Below are 19,586 nucleotides of genomic sequence, written 5' to 3'. Positions count from 1 at the left end.
CGGGCCCGGGGCGGGCGGTGCGGGCGTCGCGGCAGGTGCCGTGGAGGGAGCGGGCGCGGGGATCTCCCGCGGGGGCGGCTCGGCCGGGACGGGCCGCGGCGACGCAGGAGCGGGTGGCTCGGGCGCAGGCGCGGACGCCGACGGTGGTGTGCTGGGCGCCGGAGTGCCGGGCGGCGTCGAGGGCACGGTCGGCGGGGGCGTGGGAGCAGGTGCCGGTCTCGGTGCCGGCGTGCAGTTCCCGATGTGCACCTTCAGCGGCCCGATGTCCACGCACAAGGCGATGCCGCACCCCGGTAAGCCCAGCATTGTCACGATCCCCAGTGCGCACAGCTGCTTCCATCCCGCCACAGCCGCACGCTACGGGCGCGCGCCGGGACCGGGGGGCCACCATCACCCGTACGACTGATCAGCACACTTGTCGGACTCTGTCGGCGAAGGAGTAGCCGAGGTCACTCCCCAGCTCTTTTGCACCTTGTTGCATAATCGCTTCGCGGCCGCTACAACTGGACCGTCGACCCCTGCGCGAGGAGGCGCCCCCATGAGCCCGAGCCCGTACCCGCATCTGCTGAGCCCCCTCGATCTCGGGTTCACCACCCTGCCCAACCGGGTGCTCATGGGCTCCATGCACATCGGCCTCGAAGAGGCCGAGCGCGGTTTCGAGCGGATGGCCGCCTTCTACGCCGCCCGCGCCCGCGGCGGCGTCGGCCTCATCGTCACCGGCGGCATCGCGCCCAACGACCGCGGCCGCCCGTACGAGGGCGGCGCCAAGCTCACCACCGAGGCCGAGGCGGAGCAGCACCGGGCCGTCACCGACGCGGTGCACGCCGAGGGCGGGCGCATCGCGATGCAGATCCTGCACTTCGGCCGGTACGCGTACCACGCGGACCTCGTAGCGCCGAGCGCCGTCCAGGCCCCCATCAGCCCCTTCGTCCCGCATGCCCTGACCGACGCCGAGGTCGAGGAGACCATCGAGGACTATGTGCGGGCGGCGGCGCTCGCGCAGTCCGCCGGGTACGACGGCGTCGAGATCATGGGCTCCGAGGGCTACTTCATCAACGAGTTCATCGCCGCGGCCACCAACCACCGCACCGACCGCTGGGGCGGTTCGTACGAGAACCGGATCCGGCTCCCGCTGGAGATCGTCCGCCGCACCCGCGAGCGCGTCGGCCCCGACTTCATCCTGATCTACCGCCTCTCCATGCTCGATCTCGTCCCCGGCGGCTCCTCGCTCGAAGAGGTGATCACGCTCGCCAAGGAGATCGAGGCGGCAGGAGCGACGATCATCAACACCGGGATCGGCTGGCACGAGGCCCGTATCCCCACCATCGCGACCTCGGTGCCGCGCGGCGCGTACACCTGGGTGACCAAGAAGCTGATGGGTGCCGTCTCCGTCCCCCTGGTGACCAGCAACCGCATCAACACCCCCGAGGTCGCCGAGCAGCTGCTCGCCGAGGGCCGCGCGGACATGGTGTCGCTGGCCCGCCCGTTCCTCGCCGACCCCGAATTCGTCGCCAAGGCGCAGGCGGACCGCTCGGAGACGATCAACACCTGCATCGGCTGCAACCAGGCCTGCCTGGACCACACCTTCAGCGGGAAGATCACGTCCTGCCTGGTCAACCCGCGCGCCTGCCACGAGACCGAGCTGGTGCTGTCCCCGACCCGGCTGCGCAAGCGCGTCGCCGTGATCGGCGCGGGTCCCGCGGGGCTCGCCTGCGCGGTCTCGGCGGCCGAGCGCGGCCACGAGGTGACGCTCTTCGACGCGGCGGAGGAGATAGGCGGCCAGCTGAACGTCGCCAAGCGGATCCCCGGCAAGGAAGAGTTCAACGAGACGCTGCGCTACTTCCGTACGCAGCTTGAACTGCACGGAGTCGAAGTCCGCCTCGGCACCCGTGCGACCGCGGACGAACTCGCCACGGCCGCGTACGACGAAATCGTGGTCGCAACCGGGGTCACGCCCAGGACCCCCGAGATCGAAGGCGTCGACCACCGGAGCGTCCTCAGCTACCTCGACGTCCTGCGCGACGGCGCCCCCGTGGGCGAGCGGGTCGCGGTCATCGGCGCGGGCGGAATCGGCTTCGACGTCGCGGAGTTCCTGACGGACGGTGGCGAGGGCGCGAGCCTGGACGCCGAAACGTACTTCCGGCAGTGGGGCGTCGACACCGACTACAGCGCGCCGGGCGGGCTGAGGGCGCCCGAGCGCCCGAAGCCGCCGCGTTCCGTCCACCTCCTGCAGCGCAAGAGCAGCAAGGTGGGTGCGGGTCTGGGCAAGACGACGGGCTGGATTCACCGGACGGAGCTCAAGCACCGCGGGGTGACGATGACGGCCGGGGCGACCTACGAGCGCATCGACGACGAGGGCCTGCACATCAGCGTCGACGGCACGACCACCGTGCTCCCCGTCGACACCGTCGTGCTGTGCGCCGGCCAGGAGCCGCAGCGCGGACTGTACGAGGAGCTGAGCGCCGCGGGCCGCTCGGTGCATCTGATCGGCGGCGCGGACGTGGCGGCCGAGCTCGACGCCAAGCGCGCGATCGACCAGGGCACCCGGCTGGCGGCGACGCTCTAGAGTCCCGTCCCTAGGATCGGGCCATGTCCCTCCCGCACGCGATCCTCACGGCCCTGCTCGAAAAGCCCTCCTCGGGCATTGAGCTGACCCGCCGCTTCGACAGGTCGATCGGCTACTTCTGGTCGGCGACGCACCAGCAGATCTACCGCGAGCTGGGGAAACTGGAGCAGGCGGGCCACATCCGGGCCCTGCCGTCGGCGCAGCCCACCCGCGGGCAGAAGAAGGAGTACGAGGTTCTGCCCGCGGGCCGCCAGGAGCTGACGGCCTGGGTCGCGAGGTCGGAGGACCCGAGGCCGGCGCGCGACCCGCTGCTGCTGCGGCTGCGCGCGGCGGGCGTGGTGGGCAGCGCCGGCCTGGAGGCGGAGCTGGAGCGCCATCTGGCGCTGCATCGACGCCAGTTGGCGGAATATCTGGCGATCGAGGAACGCGACTTCCCGCGGGACCGGCCGGCGACGGAGCAGGACCGGCTGCGGCATGTGGTGCTGCGGGGCGGGATCGAGCTGGAGACGTTCTGGACGAAGTGGCTCATGGAGGCGCTGGAGGGGTTCCGCTCGGGAGCCTGACGTTTCGCCGACCCCCGTCCGCAGGCGGAAGGAGTATCTCGGCATGCGGGATCTGACGACCCGTGAGACGGTCGCCAGGTGACCGATTCCATGTTCGCCGTGTTCCTCGCGGCAGCCCTCGCTCTCATCGCGACCTCCGCGCGCGGTCTCTCCCGCGCCGGTGGTACCGACCCGTCCGCCGAGGCGCGCTCGGTGACGCTCGCGCTGTACGGCTGCGGGGTCGCCGTGCTGACGCTGGCCCTGTTCATCGCGGCGGCGTAGCAGGTCAACGGGCATTGTCAGTCCCGGCTGCCACCATCATTGGCATGACCGACACGACTGCTTCGATCACCGATTACTGGGATGCCGCCGCGCCCGACTTCGACGACGAGCCGGACCACGGGCTGCGTGCCGGCCGGACGCGCGCCGCATGGGCACGGCGCCTGCGCTCCTGGGTTCTGTCCGGCCCGGGAGAGGCGCTCGACGTGCTCGACGTCGGCTGCGGCACGGGGTCCCTGTCCCTGCTGCTGGCCGAGTCGGGCCACCGGGTCACCGGGGTCGACCTGGCGCCACGCATGGTCGGCGAGGCTCGCGCGAAGCTGGGCGCGGCTGGTGTCGCGGCCCGTTTTCTGGTCGGCGACGCGGCGCTGCCGCCGACGGGTGACGAGCGGTATGACGTCGTGCTCTCGCGGCATCTGCTGTGGACCCTGCCCGACCCCGAAGCCGCCCTGCGCGCATGGGTCGGGCGCCTGCGCCCGGGCGGTCTGCTGGTTCTGGTCGAGGGCCGCTGGCGCGAGGCCGGCCAGAGACGTGCGCCCTATGTGGTCGGAGCCGAGGCCCTGCCGTGGCACGGCGGCATCGGCGCACAGGCACTGGCGTCCGCGGTGCGCCCGCTCGTCGGCACGCTGCGCATCGAACCGCTCAGCGACGACCCGCAGTTGTGGGGGCGCCCGGTGACGGACGAGCGGTACGCGCTCATAGCCCAGGTTCCCGGGCCAGCGGCGGCACGCTGACGCGGTGCCCCGCTCAGCCGGCCACGCTCTGCGCCGCCAGGTGCGAGGTGAACCAGTCCCGGGCGAGCTCGGCGACCTGGTCCAGGGCCCCCGGCTCTTCGAAGAGGTGCGTGGCGCCCGGCACGATCTCCAGCCGGTTCTCGCAGTGCAGTTGCCTCTGGGCCTGGCGGTTGAGATCGAGGACGAGGGTGTCGTGGCCGCCGACGATGAGAAGCGTGGGAGCGCGTACGTCGCCGAGGGACGGCCCGGCCAGATCGGGGCGGCCGCCGCGGGAGACAACGGCCCCGATGTCCCTGCCGGAGTCCGTGATGGCGGCTGCCCGCAGCGCCGCCGCGGCTCCGGTGCTCGCCCCGAAGTAGCCGATCGGGAGGGATTCGCGGTCCCGCAGCCAGCCGGTGGCGTCGGCCAGCCGCCGGGCCAGGGTCTCGATGTCGAAGACGTTGGCCCGGTCCGACTCCTCGGCGGGAGTGAGCAGATCGAAGAGCAGGGTCCCCAGACCCGCCCGGTTCAGGGCGCTCGCCACAAAGCGGTTGCGGGGGCTGAGGCGGCTGCTGCCAGAGCCATGGGCGAACATCACGACCGCCGCGGCACCCGCCGGCAGGGTGAGGTCCCCGGCGAGCCCCACCCCTCCCGCGTCCACATCCACCTCGGCCTCGGAGCCCGTCGACCCGCCCGGCACCGACGCCTGCGCGAGCAGTGAGGTGACCTCCTCGTCGGAAGTCTGCGAGAAGTCCTCGTACCACTCGCCGACGGCGCGGAAGGAGCGCGGCGTGGACAGGCACACCACCTCGTCCGCCTCTGCCCGCAGCCACTCGACGGCGTCGGGCGGCGCGACCGGTACGGCCAGCACCACGCGGCCCGCGCCCTGCGCCCGTACGACCTGGCAGGCCGCCGCGGCCGTGGCACCGGTCGCGATCCCGTCGTCAACGATGATCACGGTCCGGCCGGTGAGGGAGAGCCGCGGCCGGTCCGCCCTGAAGCGCCTCGCCTGGCGCCCGAGCTCCGCCTCCTCCGCCCGCTCGACCGACGCGAGCTCGTCCTGGCCGGCCCGGCTGAGACGGACGATGTTGTCACTGATGACCCGTACCCCGCCCTCGCCGATGGCGCCGAACCCCAGCTCCCGGTGGTAAGGAACCCCGAGCTTGCGGACCACGATCACATCGAGCGGCGCCCCGAGCGCCCGCGCCACTTCGAAGGCCACTGGCACCCCGCCCCGGGGCAGGCCCAGCACAACGGGCGCCTCTCCCTGCATGCGCCGTAGCGCTTCGGCAAGCTGTCGTCCTGCGTCGATGCGGTCGGTGAAAAGCACGGTGGGTCACTTCCACTCCCCCGTATTGCCCCCCTTTGTGGCTATTTTACTAGGCGGCGATACGGTCCTCCGTATGGAACGCATCGGAGCCGCTCTGATCGACATCGACGGCGTACTCACCGTGTCCTTCGAGCCACTGCCCGGAACCGTTCAGGCCATGGAACGGCTGCGCGCCGCCGGCCTCCCGCTGGCGCTGGTCACCAACAACACCTCACGCACCCGTGCCACGATCGCCGCGAAACTTTCCTCGGCGGGCTACCCGGTCACGGCCGACGACATCCTCACCGCCCCCGCCGTCACGGCCGCGTACCTCCGTGAGCACCACCCGGACGCCCGCTGCCTGTTCCTCAACAGTGGCGACGTCAGGGACGATCTCGACGGTGTGAGACTCGCCTCCGAGGCCGACGACACCGCCCCCGACGTGGTCGTCTTCGGCGGCGCGGGCGAGGAGTTCACATACGCCGGTCTCAACCGCGCCTTCCGCGAACTCCAGCGCGGCGTCCCGCTGATCGCCATGCACCGCAATCTCTACTGGCGCACGTCAGGGGGCCTCGACCTCGACACCGGAGCCTTCCTGCTCGGCCTGGAACGGGCAGCACGCGTCGAGGCGACCGTCACCGGCAAGCCCGCGGAGGCATTCTTCGCGACGGCGCTGGCACATCTCGGCGTCAGCGCGTCAGAGGCCCTGATGGTGGGCGACGACATCGAGTCGGACGTCCTCGCGGCGCAGCGCTGCGGCATCACCGGCGTCCTGGTCAAGACGGGCAAGTACCTCCCACAAACCCATGCGTCGGCGCCGGGCACCCCGGACCATGTCCTCGACTCCTTCGCGGACCTGCCCGCGCTGCTGGAACGGGCGGGCCGATGAGACTGCTTCCCGACGATGCGCGAGCGCGGTTCGCGGCGGCACCGGTCGCCCGCCTGGCCACGGTCGGGAGCTCGGGCACGCCGCATCTGGTGCCGGTCACCTTCGCGGTGGACGGCGACCTCGTGTGCTTCGCGGTCGACCACAAGCCCAAGAGCACACGGGATCTGCGGCGGCTGCGCAATATCCGCGCCAACGACCAGGTGTCGGTACTCGTCGACGACTACGCGGACGACTGGTCCCGGCTCTGGTGGGTGCGGGCCGACGGGCATGCCGAGGTGGTCGACGAGGGGGAGCGGCTGGGCCGTGTCCTGGAGCTGCTGCGTGCCAAGTACGTCCAGTACCGGGAGCGTTGCCCCGAGGGGCCGGCCGTCCTGATCCGGGTGACGCGCTGGTCCGGCTGGGCCGCCGGCTGAAGGGCGGGCCGACGGGCGGGCCGACGTGGCGCTCAGAGCCAGCCGTTGCGCCGGAAGCTGCGGTGCAGGACGAAGCAGGCCACCGCCATGACCCCGAGGATCAGCGGGTATCCGTACGTCCAGTGCAGCTCCGGCATGTGCTCGAAGTTCATGCCGTAGATGCCGCACACCATCGTGGGTACGGCGACGATCGCCGCCCATGCCGTGATCTTGCGCATGTCCTCGTTCTGGGCGACCGTCACCTGCGCGAGGTGGGCCTGGAGGATCGAGTCGAGCAGGGCGTCGAACGACGTGATCTGCTCGGTGACGCGGTTGAGGTGGTCGACGACGTCACGGAAGTACGGCTGGAGGTCCTCGCCGACCGGAGGCAGCGACTCGGTGGCCAGGATCTGGAGCGGGCGCTCCAGCGGTGCCACGGCGCGCCTGAGCTCCAGCAGTTCGCGCTTGAGCTGGTAGATGTGGCCCGCATCGGCGCGGCTGGTGGCGCCGCGGCCCGCGTGTTCACTGAAGACCGCGGTCTCGACGGCGTCGATGTCGTTCTGCACGGCGTCCGCCACGGTGAGGTAGTCGTCCACCACATGGTCGGCGATCGCGTGCAGTACGGCGGAGGGGCCCTTGGCCAGCTGGTCCGGCGCGGCCTCCAGAGCCTCCCTCAGCGGGCCGAGCGAACCGTGCCCGCCGTGCCGGACTGTGATCACGAAGTCGGAGCCGGTGAATATCATGAGCTCGCCCGTGTCCACCACCTCGCTGGTGGCGGTGAGCTCCTCGTGCTCGACATAGCGGCAGGTCTTGAAGACGGCGAAGAGCGAGTCCTCGTACCGCTCCACCTTGGGCCGCTGATGTGCCTGCACCGCGTCCTCGACGGCGAGCGGATGCAGGCCGAACAGCTCGGCGATACCCGCGATCTCCGCCTGTGAGGGCTCGTGCAGCCCGATCCACACGAAGCCGCGGCCCGTCCTGCGGACCCGCCGCAGTGCCTCGTCCACCGGGGCGGTGTCGGGCTGCCGTACGCCGTCCTCGTAGACCACGCAGTTGACGACAGCGCTGCCCAGGGGTGAGCGGGACGGGTGGCTCAGGTCCACCGTCCTGCGGTAGGCGCGGCGCACCGCTCGGCGGAGACGGCGGATCATCGGCACAGCTGGGCTCCTTCGGACAATCGTCCCAGTGTGCCATCGGGCGCGCCGCCGCAGGAGTGCCGCCGCTCACTCCGGGTCAGCCGCAGCTCAGCGTCGGTACCACCCAGTCCGCGTGGTCGTAGTCGACGCCGTCGCCACTGTCCGTGACGACCAGCCTGACCTCCAGACCGCCGGTGAGATCCGCGGTCAGCCGCCGGGTCGCGTCGGCCCCGGTGACGCGGCCGCTGTCGGCGACCAGCGCGTCGTCCCGGTAGATCCGGAAGACCGCCGAGCCGTTCGTACCGCCCGCCTCGTCATCGATGCCGACGCCGGTGGCGAGGGCCGAGCAGCCGCCGCCGAGGTAGTACGTGACCGTGGAAGCTGCGTGCGTGCCGAGGCCCTTGGCGTAGGGCGTGCCGTTCACGGTGAGGGTCCTGCCGTCGCCCGCGGCCTGTTCGCCGTTGCTGCGGTCGCGCTCGACCGGTCCCCAGCCGTTCACCGCCGATGTCCACGGCAGGTCGCTGAGTTGGTGGACCCCGGCCGGCGGGGGGATCGGAGCACCCGGCGTCACTCGGTACATCACGGTGCCGTGTGCGGGCACCGAAGCGCTGATCGCGCCCGTGGTGGTGCCGGTCTGTTTGGACCAGAGGTCCTTCAGCGCATACGAGGAAGCACCGCCGATCCCGATCGCGTCGACGGTCGTCGAGATCGTTCTCGCCGAGGCCGTCTCGTTCGTCAGGGTCACCGAACGGCCGCCGTCCGCGAGGGGTTTGGACATCACCACCAGGCCGCCGGAACCGGACACGACGGTGCCCTGCCTGCCCAGAGTGTCCTGGTCGACCGCGATCACGTCGGTGTTCTTCAGGATCGCGAGGGTCGCGGCGGATGCGCTGCGCAGATCGCTGCCGATCAGCAGGGGCGCCGCCATCTGTGCCCAGAGGCTGAAGTGGGTGCGGTATTCGGTGTCGGTCATCCCGCCGTTTCCGACTTCGAGCATGTCCGGGTCGTTCCAGGCCCCCGGCCCCGCATACGGGGCGAGTCCCTGGTTCTGGTGGGCGATGCCGATCATGCTGGACCAGGAGTCGCTGATGTCCCCGGTCGTACGCCATGAATTGCCGACGCCCGCAGCCCAGTTCCAGGGCTGGTTCTCGCCCCACTCACAGACGCTGTAGAGGATCGGCCGCCCGGTGGCCCTCAGCGCGTCGCCCATCGCCTTGTAGCGCTGCCGGGCGTCGGCGCCGGTGTTGTTGCAGTTGTCGTACTTCAGGTAGTCCACTCCCCAGGACGCCCACAGGTTGGCGTCCTGCTGCTCGTGCCCGAGCCCGCCGGGGAATCCCTGGACGTCGCACGTCTTGGTCCCGGCGCTGGAGTAGAGCCCGAACTTGAGGCCCTTGGAGTGCACGTAGTCGGCAACTGCCTTGATTCCGCCGGGGAAGCGCACGGGGTCGGGGACGAGGTTGCCGTTCGCGTCGCGCTGCGGCAGGGCCCAGCAGTCGTCGATGTTGACGTAGGTGTACCCGGCGGCCTTGAGCCCCTGCGAGACGAAGGTGTCGGCGATTCCCTTGACCATCGCCTCGTTGAACTCGGCCCGGCAGTGGGTGGAGTTCCAGTTGTTGAAGCCCATCTGGGGTGTGCGGGCAAGGCCGTTGTCGACGGCCGCTGCCGCTGCCGGGGGCGCGGCGGCGGCCTGTGCGGTGACGGCGGTGAGTGTTGTGGCCGCGGCCCCGCCGGTGAGGAGGGCGAAGGCGGCGGTGACGGCTGCCAGGCGCTCTCTGAGGGTGTGTGCGGTGTGTCGTTCGGTGTGCATGTGCGGCTCCAGAGGGGGGTTAATGGCGCACAAACAAACGGGGTCGAACGAAAGTCACCACATCTCAGCGCCGAGGCAGGAACATGTCAAGAGATGGGGCGGGGTGCGCCGGGTGCCGGGCGGGCGCCGCCGCCTCCTGCTCAGGCGGCGTACCCGCCCAGGATGTGGCCCATCGCGGCCAGCACCGGCGGCTCGACCCGGTAGTAGACCCAGGTGCCGCGCCGCTCCGAGCTGAGCAGGCCCGCTTCCTTGAGCTTCTTCAGGTGGTGGCTGACGGTCGGCTGGGAGACGCCGACGTCGGAGATGTCGCAGACGCACGCCTCGCCGCCCGGGTGCGAGGCGACCGCCGAGAAGAGCCGCAGCCGGACCGGGTCGCCGAGGGCCTTGAACATGGCGGCGGTGCGCACCGCCTCTTCTGCTGTGAGCGGGCGTTCGGTCAGCGGCGGGCAGCACGCCACGACGTCGGGCTCCAGTAGGGGCAGCACCTTCGCGTTCGACATATATCTATGTTGACACATGTCGAACCAGTGTCGGCGGCCCCGGATGCCGGTTTTTCGGCGGAACGAACGTATGCCGGAAGCGGAACGAACGTAAGCCGGAAATAGTTGAGAAAGGAGCACAATCTATTCAGGGGGACGAGACACGGCTCCATCCAGAGGGTGATCAGATGCCAGCGAACCGGAATCTGTCGCGCTACGCCCCGGATCACGGACTCACCACCCGGATGGTGACGACGATGTTCCTGATCGGGCTGCTCTACGTCGTCTTCGTGGGTGCCCTGCTGGTGATCCTGCGAGGCTCCTGGCCGATCATCCTGCTGATCGCGGGAGCGGTGTTCGTCGCGCAGTTCTGGTTCAGCGACCGGATCGCGGCCTTCAGCATGGGCGCGCGCGAGGTCACCCCCGAGCAGGCGCCCGAGCTGCACGGCGTCGTCGACCGTATCTGCGCGCTCGCCGACATGCCCAAGCCACGCGTCGCCATCGCAGAAAGCGACGTGCCCAACGCGTTCGCCATCGGCCGTAACGAGAGGACCGCCCTGGTCTGCGCGACGACCGGCCTGCTGCGCCGCCTGGAGCCGGAGGAACTGGAAGGGGTCCTCGCGCACGAGCTGTCGCATGTCGCCCATCGCGATGTCGCGGTGATGACCATCGCCTCGTTCCTGGGCGTGCTGGCGGGCGTGATGACCCGTGTCGCTCTCTGGGGCGGCTTCGGCCGGGCGGGCAACAGCCGTGACCCCAACGTCGCCATCGCCATGATCCTTGTGCCGGTGGTCAGCGCCGTCGTCTACGTGATCAGCTTCCTGCTGACCCGCGTGCTCTCCCGCTACCGCGAACTGTCCGCCGACCGCGCTGCCGCGCTGCTCACCGGCCGCCCTTCGGCGCTCGCGTCCGCCCTCACCAAGGTGACGGGCGAGATGGCCCGGATCCCGACGGAGGACCTGCGCAAGGCGGAGCCCTACAACGCCTTCTGGTTCGCGCCGGCGTTCTCCTCGAAGGAGAGCCTGAGCCGCCTGTTCAACTCGCACCCGACGCTGGAGCAGCGCCTGGACCAGCTGGCCAGGATCTCGGCGCAGCTGGCCCGCCCGTAAGCGATCCATCGGACTGCCGACGAACAGAGGCGCCTGGTGGGACTCCTCGACACCGTCCTCGGCCGCAGCAGGCCCGTACGCCCCGATCTCGACCAGCTCTTCGGCCTGCCCGCCGCCGCGATCACCCTCCAGGCGGGCGCCGGTTTCACCCCGACCGGTGTCGGGTCGGTGTGCTTCGCCGGCGTGGAGGGCGGCGCTTCGCGCAACTCCAGAAGGATGTACGGAAGTTGCTGGACGCCGACACCGAACGCGGTGGCGTCCCGGTCGAGTTCAGCCAGGACGCGTACGGCTACACCTGGCTCCTCGCCCGTCAGCCCGCCGGCGACACGGCCTCACTGGTCAACGAAACCTTCTACCCCTTCGCTCCGCTGCCCGGCGCGGTCGAGAAGCGGGGACAACGCCCTGGAACTCCAGACAAGGGCCCTGCTCGCCGACGACCTGCGCGTCGACGGACCTGGCCCGCTGGTTCCCGGTGTGGGGTGCCCCTGGCCTTCGGGGCGGGCGGACCTGATTCCCACCGGGCCGGGAGCTTGCGGAGTTCGCCGCGCGGGTTGGTCCCGGACTGGCTAGCGTGACAAGCGGGGACAAACCGTCGAGCAGGAGAGGGTCACAGCCATGGCCGCACAACCTGAGGGCACGCCGTGCTGGGCTGACGCGATGTTCAGCGATCTCGAGGGTGCGAAGAGCTTCTACGGAGATGTGCTGGGCTGGACATTCGGGGAGGCGCAGTCGGAGTACGGCAACTACACACAGGCCTACGCCAACGGCAAGGCGGTGGCCGCTGTCGTCCCGCCGATGCCCGGCGCGGAGGGCCAGTCGGCGTGGTGTCTGTATCTCGCGTCGCCGGACGCCGCCGCCACGGCCGCGAAGATCCGTGACAACGGGGGCGAGGTGCTGATGGAGCCGATGCAGGTCGGCGACTTCGGTTCGATGCTGCTGGCCCGCGACCCGGGCGGTGCCGTGTTCGGGGTGTGGCAGGCGGGTGTCCACGAGGGTTTCGAGGCGAAGGCGGTACCGGGCGCGTACGCCTGGGCCGAGGTCTTCACGCGCGAGCCCGAGAAGTCGGACGCCTTCTTCCCCGCCGTCTTCCCGTACAAGGTGCAGCGCGTCGAAGACCCCGAGATGAAGGGGATGGACTTCAACATCTACAACCTCGGCGGGGACACGGTCCTGGGACGGATGAAGATGGGAGAGGAGTTCCCGCCCGAGGTGCCCGCGTACGTCAACGTGTACTTCACCGTCGAGGACTGCGACGCGGCGGTGGCCAAGGCGACGGAACGCGGCGCGGTACTGCGGTTCGGGCCGATGGACAGCCCGTTCGGCCGGTTCGCGGCGCTGAGTGATCCGCAGGGCGCGGCGTTCTCGGTGATCGACATGACCACGACCGGCGAGATGCCGAAGATGTCGGACGTGACCTGAGTGCTCGTGATGCCTCCCGCTCGCCGCTCCCGATAGGGCGCGCGGGAGGCGCTTGAGGGGCGCGCGCTGATTCCGCGTGTGTCCGTCGCTCAGACCCCTTCCTGACCGCGTACATCCGACCCTTCCCTGACCGCGTACAGGGAAGGCCGCTTCCCCTACCGCATATGCGCGTCCGACCGCTCGCGGAGCAGCCCCGGGCCGGCGTCGGGCCCGGGGCTGCTGTGCACTCGCGGGCTGCCGCTCCGACGCGGCGAATTCACGGCCCGCACACGCGGGCATCCCGTGCCCGACGCCCGGACGCCACCCCCCGGCTACACGCTCACGTGACTGATCGTCATGTTCCCGACACTGAGGAGCACATTCGTGAGCAGGCCCCGTTCCGTCCGGCCGGCCGCCCTCGTGCTGGTCACGTCTCTCGCGGTATTCGCCGCGGCCGTGCCCGCCGAGGCTCGTACACCTGCCTCCGGTTCACTGCCCGCCGTCACACCCCGGACAGAGACGCCCACGCTGTACGACGACGAGGCGGGCGGCAACGCCAGGCGGACTGCGCGTCTACGACCTCGACGCCCGTCAGGTGCAGGCGATCCCCGCGCCCGCCGGGCCCCGGCCCGGCGATGCCCCGGGCCGGTTCAACAACGTCGACCTCGTCCAGGGGCTGCGGCTGACCTCGGGGAAGGCCGACATCGCCGTGACCAGCGATCGCGGCAACGACCGGCTGCGCGTCTACCGCATCGACCGCGACCGCCCCGGCGGACCGCTCACCGATGTCACCGACCCCGCCGCCGCACCGGTGTTCTCCGCCGGCCAGGACCAGATCAACGACCAGCAGACCGCCTACGGACTGGCCACCTGGACGGACAAGATCAGCGGCCGCTCGTACGCCCTGGTGAGCCGCCGCAATCAAACCGCCGTCGCGCTGTTGGAACTGACCGCCCGGCCCGGCGGCACCGTCGGCTACCGCAAGCTGCGCACCCTGGACCTGCCCTCCACCTTCCGGCTGCCCGACGGCTCCTCCTGGACCCCGTGCGCCGAACCCGGTGAGCTGCCCCAGGTCGAGGGCATGGTCGTCGACCAGGCCGACGGCACGCTCTACGCCGGGCAGGAGGACGTCGGCATCTGGCGCATGCCCGCCGATCTGACCGGCCGTCCCCAACTCGTCGACGAGGTACGCGAGTTCGGCGTCCCGGGCGTCTACGACGCGGAAACCGAGGAGTGCACGGCGGGCGCCGACCCCGGCTTCGGCGGCAAGCATCTCGCGGCCGACGTCGAGGGGCTGACGCTGCTCACCGAGCGCGACGGTGACGGCTATCTCCTGGCCTCCAGCCAGGGCGACAACACCTTCGCGCTGTATGACCGCGAGCGGGAGGACGACAACGAGTACGAGGGCGGCTTCCGTGTCGCCGCGGCCCCGGGGACCCTCGACGGCTCCGAGGCGTGCGACGGCGCCGCCGTCCTGAATGCGCCGCTGGGCAGGAAGTACCCGCACGGTCTGCTCGTGGTCCAGGACGGCCACGACACACCGGAAGAGGGCGAGAGGGAGGCCACCGGGTTCAAGTTCGTGGACCTGGGCGATGTCATGGACAGCGTAAAGAACTGAGGACCGGGCGGGCGGGTGGCGCCCGGGGGGTAGCGGGAAGTCAGGAACTGATGAACACTCGCCAAACCCCGCACACGTCGCCCGCCTTCCCTAGGCTGGAACCGACCGGTCCAGGACGTGTGACGAGGTGGGTGGGCCGCCTCTGAGCGCGGCGCGGCCGACAGGGCCCGGTCGGAGGCGAGGGATGATGAAACGTCCGACGACAGCGCGAGCACGGGGGCGCTGCGGACCGTGACAGAGCGGACCCGGGTTTTCGGCGGGGCGGCGCTGGCCGCCGTCTATGTGCTGGACAAGAGGCACGACACCCTCCAGCTGGCGGAATCGGCCGGAGGCTCCGGTGCCCTGTACGGGCTGTCGCCCAGCTACTCCCTGTCCGGCCGTGCTCCCGTCGTGGAAGCCTTTCGCACCGGCCGCCCGCTGTGGCTCAACGCGACGGGACTCGCCTCGTACCGGGAGGGCACCTCCGAGAGCCTGCCAGCCGATGTCTCGCTCGGCGCGCTGCCGCTCGGAGCGAACGGCAGCCCGCTCGGCTGCCTGGTCGTCGTCGACGAGGTCGCGGACGGTTTCGACACCGAACGGCGCAACTTCCTGGAGCTCTACGCCGACCAGGTCGCCGCATGGCTCGAAGCGGGCAGTGAACCGAGCATTCACGCCATCGGCCGTACGGGCCGCCGCCCGGTCCTCGGGCCCGCCCTGGACCGTTTCGGCGTCGGCTCCTTCACCCTCGTACTGAGCACCGGGCAGATCGACGCGGACGACCGGGTGCTCGATCTGGTCGACATCCCCAGGGAAGACTTCGACGGCCGGGTCGAGACGCTGCTCGAACACACCGTCCCCGACGATCTGCCCGCGCTCATGGCCATCGTCGATCCGGGCCATATGACCTCCGCCGGCCGGGAACTGGAATTCCGCATCCGTCGCCCCACGGGTGAGCTGCGCTGGCTGCGCCTGCGTGTCCGGCGGCTCGCGGAGCGCGACGGCAGGCCCGAGCGGGTGCTCGGCGTCGTCGCCGACGCCGCGCACCTGCGGCCCAGCGCGGACGAGGTCTCCCGGGTGCAGCGGCTGTCCGTCGCCCTGGCCGGTGCGATGACCGTCCGGGATGTCAGCCGTGCGGTGGTGGCCGCGCTGCGCGAACCGCTGGAAGCCGACCGGGTGGCGCTCGCCGAACTGGAGGGCGACCGGCTGGTGGTGTCGGTCCTCGACCCGCCCGAACCCGGTGCCTGGCCGGAACTGTGGCGTTCGGAATGGCGGTCCGAGTGGCCCGACGCACCCGCGCGCGCCCTGCCCACGCTGGAGGCCGCGCTGCGCGAGGGCCGGATGAGCCTGTGGACGGCGGGATCCACCCTGGAGCCGAACCTCGCGGGTGTCGGCCCCGGCGGCCTCGCCGTGCTGCCGCTCCCCGCCGAGGGCCGGGTGGTCGGCGCGTGCCTGGTCGGATGGGACGAGCCGCACACCTTCGGTCCCGAGGAGCGGTCCTTGCTCACCGCGACCGCGGGCCTGGTGGGACAGGCGCTGATGCGCGCACGTGCGCTCGACGCCGAGCACGAGCTCGCAACGATGCTCCAGCGCAGCCTGCTGCCCCGCAAGCTTCCCCGGCTGTCGGGCGCCGTCGCCGTCGCCCGCTACCTGCCCGCGACGGTGGGCCTTGCCGTGGGCGGGGACTGGTACGACGTGATCCCGCTCGCCGAGAACCAGGTGGCGCTGGTCGTCGGGGACGTCCAGGGACACAACGCGGGCGCCGCGACGATCATGGGCCAGATGCGTACGGCCATCAGGGCCTACGCGGTGGAGGGCCACCCTCCCGACGTCGTCGTCTCCCGCGCCAATCACCTGCTCGTCGGCATGGAGACCGACCTCTTCGCCACCTGCTGCTATGTCGCCATCGACATGGAGGAGGGCGACGCCTGGTGCGTACGTGCCGGACATCTGCCGCCTCTGCTGCGTACGGCGGACGGCGAAGCCCGGGAGGTGCCGGTCGAGGGCGGGCCCCCGCTGGGCGTGCTCGCGACGGCGGAGTACCCGATGACCGCGGTCGCCCTGACCCCGGGCGCGGTGCTCGCCCTGCTGACGGACGGCCTGGTCGAGTCGTCGAGCCTGCATCTCGAGGACGGCATGCGCCGCGTGTGCGAGGCCCTGTCCGCCGCGGACCCGTCCGACACCGGGCGGATGGCCGACGAACTGCTCGGCGGCGCCAACCGGCGCGACGACGATGTGGCCCTGCTGCTCCTGCGCTACGACGGGATCGGGGTGCGGCCGCTGCGGGTGAGCTGGACCGTGTGGAGGCTGCCCGACGCCGTCGCCCACGCGCGTCGCTTCACGGCCCGCACCCTGCGCTCCTGGAAGGTGAAGGAGGAGGCCGACACCATCCTGCTGATCGTCTCCGAGCTGGTCACCAACGCCCTGGTCCACACCGAGGGCCAGGTCCGCGTCGACTTCACCCTCGCGGGGGAGCGCGTGCGGGTCGCGGTGAGCGACACCTCTCCGCGCGCGCCCGTCAAACCCGCGAACGTGAACTGGGAGGCGACCGGCGGCCGGGGCATCCTCCTCGTCGAGGCGATGTCGGCGTCGTACGGCTCCGTGCCGCTCAGCGGCGGCAAGCAGGTGTGGGCCGACGTCGCCCTGGGGCCGCGCGAGGCCTGACGGGAGGGGTGGTGCGCACGCCTGCGGTGCGCACGCCTGCGGTCACGCCTGCGGTGCGCACGCCCGCGGTGACGGACGCGCGCACCCCTGCCGTGTGAAGGGCTACGGCTTCCACCAGGCGGCGGAGGCATCGCGCAGCGTGTTCGTTCCGCAGTGCACCTCGCCCATGCCGACGTGATACGTGTACCAGTCGTCGAGGTAGGACACCTTCATGCCCGCGCCCGTGTACGCGGCGGTCACGGCGGCGGTGAAGATGTCCTTGCCGCCGATGACCGGTCCCCACTGCCGCGGAGCCAGGTAGCGGTTCCTGCCGAGCACGATCCCGTTGACCGCCCCCGGAACGTAGGCGCTGGTCATGACACCTCCCGCGGCGGCGCCGCCCTCGCGGTGCCGTGCGAGTTCCTTCTGCTGCCCGTACTCGCGGACCGCGTCCGGTGTCTGGCCCGCGCCCATCCGCGTCAGCCGCGGCATGCTGTCACCGCGCTGCTCGCCCGAACCCCGCGTGTACAGGGCGGGCACCCGTACGACCTCGGCGCCGGTGACACCCGTCTCGCGCATGAGCACCGCGAGATTCGCGGCGATCCGCTTCGCGGCCATGGTGTTGTCGGCCACCAGCCACTTCGAGGCGAGCGCCTGGTCGATGGTCTCCTTGGGGGCGGGCAGGTCCTTGCTGCCCGGCACCGAGAACATCCGCGTTTTGCCGTGCCCTGCCGCCTTCGCCTCGCGCAGAAGCCGCAGCCCGGCATCGGGGTCGGCGATCGCGATCTTCCAGCCACGCGGGGTGTCCGCCGGGAGGAACTGGACGAACTCGTCCACGTGGCCCACGTCCAGCCAGGAGGTGTCCAGGAGCAGCGGGTCCTGGAAGCCCTGGGACTTCAGCAGCGTCCGCATGGCCTGTGCGGGCTTCGAGCCGCTGTCCTTGCGTTCGCCCATGATGATGCGTCCGGCGGGGAAGAACCGGCCGCCGTTGTTGTAGGGAGGGATGGTTTCCAGGTTCCCCATCGAGTTGAGGGTCCATTCCTCCGAGTCACGGACCCCGGACACCTGCACCACGCCCACGCCGTTGCCGCGCAGCTTCTCGAACAGTTCCCGGCCCGCCTCGCGGTCCGCCTGCGCGGAGCGCAGCATCACGCGCATGACGTGCTGGCGTCCGCCGGGACCGGCCATGCTCACATAACCGGGCTCGACGAAGTCCTGCGCCCAGATGTCCCCGTACTTCTCGAAGGTGACCAGCGGCTTGGAGATGCCGGCCGACTTGACCTCGGCGGCGAGGCCCTTGACGAAGGCCTGCTGCCTGCGCGCGTAATCGTCCTTCCCCGGAACCCTGGTGACCGTCAACTGCTGTGCGTTCTGCAGGTGATGGTGGGTGAGCAGCGGGGCGACGCGCAGCGTGACGTCGTCCGACGTGCTCTTCCCGCCGGAGGTCACGGTCAGCCGGATCACGGCACGGCCGTCCCAGACCTTGCTGTCACGTATGACGTCGGTGCTCTCGACCCCGAGCTCCACGCCGGAGCGCAGCTCGGCGGCCGACAGCCGGGTCTTGGCGGTGACAAGGGTCCAGCCAGTGGTGCGCTTGAGGAAGACCCGGGTGTACTTGCCGCCGTTGACGACCCGCAGCGCGCCCGTCGCGGTGGCGGGCGCCTTCGCCATCGGCACGGAACGCACCCGCGCCAGGTCGGCCGCGTCGTCGGCGCCGTTCACCTTGGCGTCGGAAGCGTCGTTGCAGGCGGCGAGCTTGGCGTCCGGCAACGGCTTGCCGCCGGGACCCTTCACGGCACACCGCTTGCTGTCGTCGTCGATATTGGGCAGGAAGACCGCGCCCCTCCCGGGGGCCCAGCTGTCCTCGCCGTCGGTGTCCGTGACGCCGCGGACATCCACCAGGCCGTCCCGGTTCACATCCGCCCGCAGGTCCACCTGTGGCGGTGGCTCGACGGCGAACGCCGGTGACACGGGCGCCAGTACGGCCCCGATCACGGTGATGGCCAGTGCGGCGCGTCTCGCATGGCTCGTACTCACGATGCGTCCCTTCCTGGGGGTCGGATTCCGAGCCGGAAGAGGGCAGGAGTGAGCCGTGAGTTGCCTGTGGATGCGAGGGATCATCCCGGAGGTGTGGCGAGGGGGAGACCGGTGGAGGAGGTGGTGTCAGCCCGGAGCATGACGAGGAATCAGACGTCCTGGGGTAAGGGCGCGCCGACCGGCCCCGAACGACCGATCGGTGGGCCGGGCCCTGTGGATCTAGGCTTCCGGTGACCACGCGGGCGGACATGCCCGCGTCAACGGGAAGGGGAACAACCGAGATGCGCGCACGCAGAATCCTCGGAGCGTCCGTGATGACCGCCGCCCTGCTCGGGACCACACTGATCGCCGGCGGGTCTGCCGCGGCCCAGACGGGCGCCGCCACGTCCGCTTCGAGGTGCACGGCGACGGCCCTCGAAACGGTGGTGATACGCGACCGAACGAGCCTCAGCGGCACGGCACTTGCCCAGCTCAACAAGGGCGAGGTCGCCTCTTCGCCCTGCCAGATGTACTACGGCGGGTCGTACACGAAGTGCGGGATCACCAGTAAGCGCTGGGCCAAGGTCACCAAGCACGGCGTGACCGGCTATGTGGTCGGCACCTGCGTGAAGTCGCCCTGACGCCCGCGGGGCTGGATGTGCGGCCCGGCCGCACATCCAGCCCGTTCGGCGTTTGAGGACATGTGACCCCCGG

General features: G+C 70.9%; 16 protein-coding genes and 2 pseudogenes. 13 read left to right on the top strand and 5 right to left on the bottom strand.

All coding sequences use genetic code 11. The features are described from left to right. The first annotated feature begins 40 nt into the window (after positions 1 to 40). The 5 genes from FBY35_RS36115 to FBY35_RS17090 all read left to right on the top strand — a co-directional run bounded on the left by FBY35_RS36115 (position 41) and on the right by FBY35_RS17090 (position 4,121). Positions 41 to 406 (top strand): hypothetical protein, encoded by a 366-nt coding sequence (locus FBY35_RS36115; protein WP_160159277.1) that lies wholly within the window; start codon positions 41 to 43, stop codon positions 404 to 406. A 132-nt stretch (positions 407 to 538) separates the two neighbouring features. Further along, complete coding sequence (locus FBY35_RS17105) at positions 539 to 2,566, top strand: NADPH-dependent 2,4-dienoyl-CoA reductase (protein ID WP_142214627.1); 2,028 nt, start codon at positions 539 to 541, stop codon at positions 2,564 to 2,566. Between the two features lie 23 nt (positions 2,567 to 2,589). Continuing rightward, positions 2,590 to 3,129 (top strand): PadR family transcriptional regulator, encoded by a 540-nt coding sequence (locus tag FBY35_RS17100; protein ID WP_142214626.1) that lies wholly within the window; start codon positions 2,590 to 2,592, stop codon positions 3,127 to 3,129. A 78-nt stretch (positions 3,130 to 3,207) separates the two neighbouring features. Further along, entirely contained in the window at positions 3,208 to 3,390 is a 183-nt protein-coding gene (locus tag FBY35_RS17095; RefSeq protein WP_142214625.1) for a hypothetical protein, read from the top strand. 44 nt (positions 3,391 to 3,434) lie between these two features. Then, positions 3,435 to 4,121: a bifunctional 2-polyprenyl-6-hydroxyphenol methylase/3-demethylubiquinol 3-O-methyltransferase UbiG gene (locus FBY35_RS17090; RefSeq protein ID WP_142214624.1), complete on the top strand. Its 687-nt coding sequence runs from the start codon at positions 3,435 to 3,437 to the stop codon at positions 4,119 to 4,121. A gap of 13 nt (positions 4,122 to 4,134) precedes the next feature. On the opposite strand, the gene FBY35_RS17085 is transcribed toward FBY35_RS17090, so the two are convergent. Then, a complete protein-coding gene (locus FBY35_RS17085) occupies positions 4,135 to 5,430 on the bottom strand; it encodes a phosphoribosyltransferase family protein (RefSeq protein ID WP_142214623.1) in 1,296 nt (431 codons plus the stop codon). Between the two features lie 73 nt (positions 5,431 to 5,503). On the opposite strand from FBY35_RS17085, the gene FBY35_RS17080 reads away from it, so the two are divergent. Then, complete coding sequence (locus FBY35_RS17080; protein WP_142214622.1) at positions 5,504 to 6,298, top strand: TIGR01458 family HAD-type hydrolase; 795 nt, start codon at positions 5,504 to 5,506, stop codon at positions 6,296 to 6,298. Then, the gene (locus tag FBY35_RS17075) at positions 6,295 to 6,711 is read left to right on the top strand and encodes a TIGR03668 family PPOX class F420-dependent oxidoreductase (protein ID WP_142214621.1); all 417 of its coding nucleotides are present in this window, start codon (positions 6,295 to 6,297) and stop codon (positions 6,709 to 6,711) included. Before FBY35_RS17080 ends, FBY35_RS17075 begins: the two co-directional genes overlap by 4 nt. Before the next feature lie 32 nt (positions 6,712 to 6,743). Here FBY35_RS17075 and corA read toward each other — a convergent pair whose 3' ends face one another. The 3 genes from corA to FBY35_RS17060 all read right to left on the bottom strand — a co-directional run bounded on the left by corA (position 6,744) and on the right by FBY35_RS17060 (position 10,133). Beyond that, a complete protein-coding gene (gene corA / locus FBY35_RS17070) occupies positions 6,744 to 7,841 on the bottom strand; it encodes a magnesium/cobalt transporter CorA (protein ID WP_142214620.1) in 1,098 nt (365 codons plus the stop codon). A gap of 82 nt (positions 7,842 to 7,923) precedes the next feature. Beyond that, positions 7,924 to 9,633 carry an NPCBM/NEW2 domain-containing protein gene (locus FBY35_RS17065; protein WP_142214619.1) on the bottom strand — a complete coding sequence of 570 codons (1,710 nt, stop codon included), beginning with the start codon at positions 9,631 to 9,633 and terminating at the stop codon, positions 7,924 to 7,926. A 140-nt stretch (positions 9,634 to 9,773) separates the two neighbouring features. Further along, positions 9,774 to 10,133, bottom strand: coding sequence for a helix-turn-helix transcriptional regulator (locus FBY35_RS17060; RefSeq protein WP_142214618.1), 360 nt, complete (start codon positions 10,131 to 10,133; stop codon positions 9,774 to 9,776). A gap of 167 nt (positions 10,134 to 10,300) precedes the next feature. Here FBY35_RS17060 and htpX point away from each other — a divergent pair, with 167 nt between their 5' ends. The 5 genes and pseudogenes from htpX to FBY35_RS17035 all read left to right on the top strand — a co-directional run bounded on the left by htpX (position 10,301) and on the right by FBY35_RS17035 (position 16,877). Further along, positions 10,301 to 11,221, top strand: a complete 921-nt coding sequence (gene htpX / locus FBY35_RS17055) for a zinc metalloprotease HtpX (protein ID WP_142214617.1) — start codon at positions 10,301 to 10,303, stop codon at positions 11,219 to 11,221. Between the two features lie 36 nt (positions 11,222 to 11,257). Beyond that, positions 11,258 to 11,732: pseudogene (locus FBY35_RS17050) on the top strand (hypothetical protein). 104 nt (positions 11,733 to 11,836) lie between these two features. Then, positions 11,837 to 12,640, top strand: a complete 804-nt coding sequence (locus tag FBY35_RS17045) for a VOC family protein (RefSeq protein WP_142214616.1) — start codon at positions 11,837 to 11,839, stop codon at positions 12,638 to 12,640. Between the two features lie 363 nt (positions 12,641 to 13,003). Beyond that, positions 13,004 to 14,237, top strand: a pseudogene (locus FBY35_RS17040) (phytase). Positions 14,238 to 14,468: 231 nt separating this feature from the next. Further along, entirely contained in the window at positions 14,469 to 16,877 is a 2,409-nt protein-coding gene (locus FBY35_RS17035) for a SpoIIE family protein phosphatase (protein WP_260848639.1), read from the top strand. A gap of 102 nt (positions 16,878 to 16,979) precedes the next feature. On the opposite strand, the gene FBY35_RS17030 is transcribed toward FBY35_RS17035, so the two are convergent. Next, the gene (locus FBY35_RS17030; RefSeq protein WP_260848638.1) at positions 16,980 to 18,893 is read right to left on the bottom strand and encodes a protein-arginine deiminase domain-containing protein; all 1,914 of its coding nucleotides are present in this window, start codon (positions 18,891 to 18,893) and stop codon (positions 16,980 to 16,982) included. Positions 18,894 to 19,174: 281 nt separating this feature from the next. Between FBY35_RS17030 and FBY35_RS17025 the strand changes: the two genes are divergently transcribed. Next, positions 19,175 to 19,513, top strand: coding sequence for a hypothetical protein (locus tag FBY35_RS17025; RefSeq protein ID WP_142214613.1), 339 nt, complete (start codon positions 19,175 to 19,177; stop codon positions 19,511 to 19,513). Positions 19,514 to 19,586 lie beyond the last annotated feature (73 nt).

Origin of the sequence: Streptomyces sp. SLBN-118 (assembly GCF_006715635.1) — a bacterium.
In the GTDB taxonomy this organism is placed as follows: Bacteria; Actinomycetota; Actinomycetes; order Streptomycetales; family Streptomycetaceae; genus Streptomyces.
Note: the sequence above shows the minus strand (reverse complement) of the source record. Positions and strands in the feature narration are given on the sequence as shown.

Excerpts from the sequence above, each read along its gene's own strand:
- FBY35_RS17105 (WP_142214627.1), top strand. The coding sequence starts at position 539 with ATGAGCCCGAGCCCGTACCCGCATCTGCTGAGCCCCCTCGATCTCGGG.
- FBY35_RS17100 (WP_142214626.1), top strand. The coding sequence starts at position 2,590 with ATGTCCCTCCCGCACGCGATCCTCACGGCCCTGCTCGAAAAGCCCTCC.
- corA (WP_142214620.1), bottom strand. The coding sequence starts at position 7,841 with ATGATCCGCCGTCTCCGCCGAGCGGTGCGCCGCGCCTACCGCAGGACG.
- FBY35_RS17065 (WP_142214619.1), bottom strand. The coding sequence starts at position 9,633 with ATGCACACCGAACGACACACCGCACACACCCTCAGAGAGCGCCTGGCA.
- FBY35_RS17080 (WP_142214622.1), top strand. The coding sequence starts at position 5,504 with ATGGAACGCATCGGAGCCGCTCTGATCGACATCGACGGCGTACTCACC.
- FBY35_RS17075 (WP_142214621.1), top strand. The coding sequence starts at position 6,295 with ATGAGACTGCTTCCCGACGATGCGCGAGCGCGGTTCGCGGCGGCACCG.
- FBY35_RS17060 (WP_142214618.1), bottom strand. The coding sequence starts at position 10,133 with ATGTCGAACGCGAAGGTGCTGCCCCTACTGGAGCCCGACGTCGTGGCG.
- FBY35_RS17025 (WP_142214613.1), top strand. The coding sequence starts at position 19,175 with ATGCGCGCACGCAGAATCCTCGGAGCGTCCGTGATGACCGCCGCCCTG.
- FBY35_RS17090 (WP_142214624.1), top strand. The coding sequence starts at position 3,435 with ATGACCGACACGACTGCTTCGATCACCGATTACTGGGATGCCGCCGCG.
- FBY35_RS17045 (WP_142214616.1), top strand. The coding sequence starts at position 11,837 with ATGGCCGCACAACCTGAGGGCACGCCGTGCTGGGCTGACGCGATGTTC.
- htpX (WP_142214617.1), top strand. The coding sequence starts at position 10,301 with ATGCCAGCGAACCGGAATCTGTCGCGCTACGCCCCGGATCACGGACTC.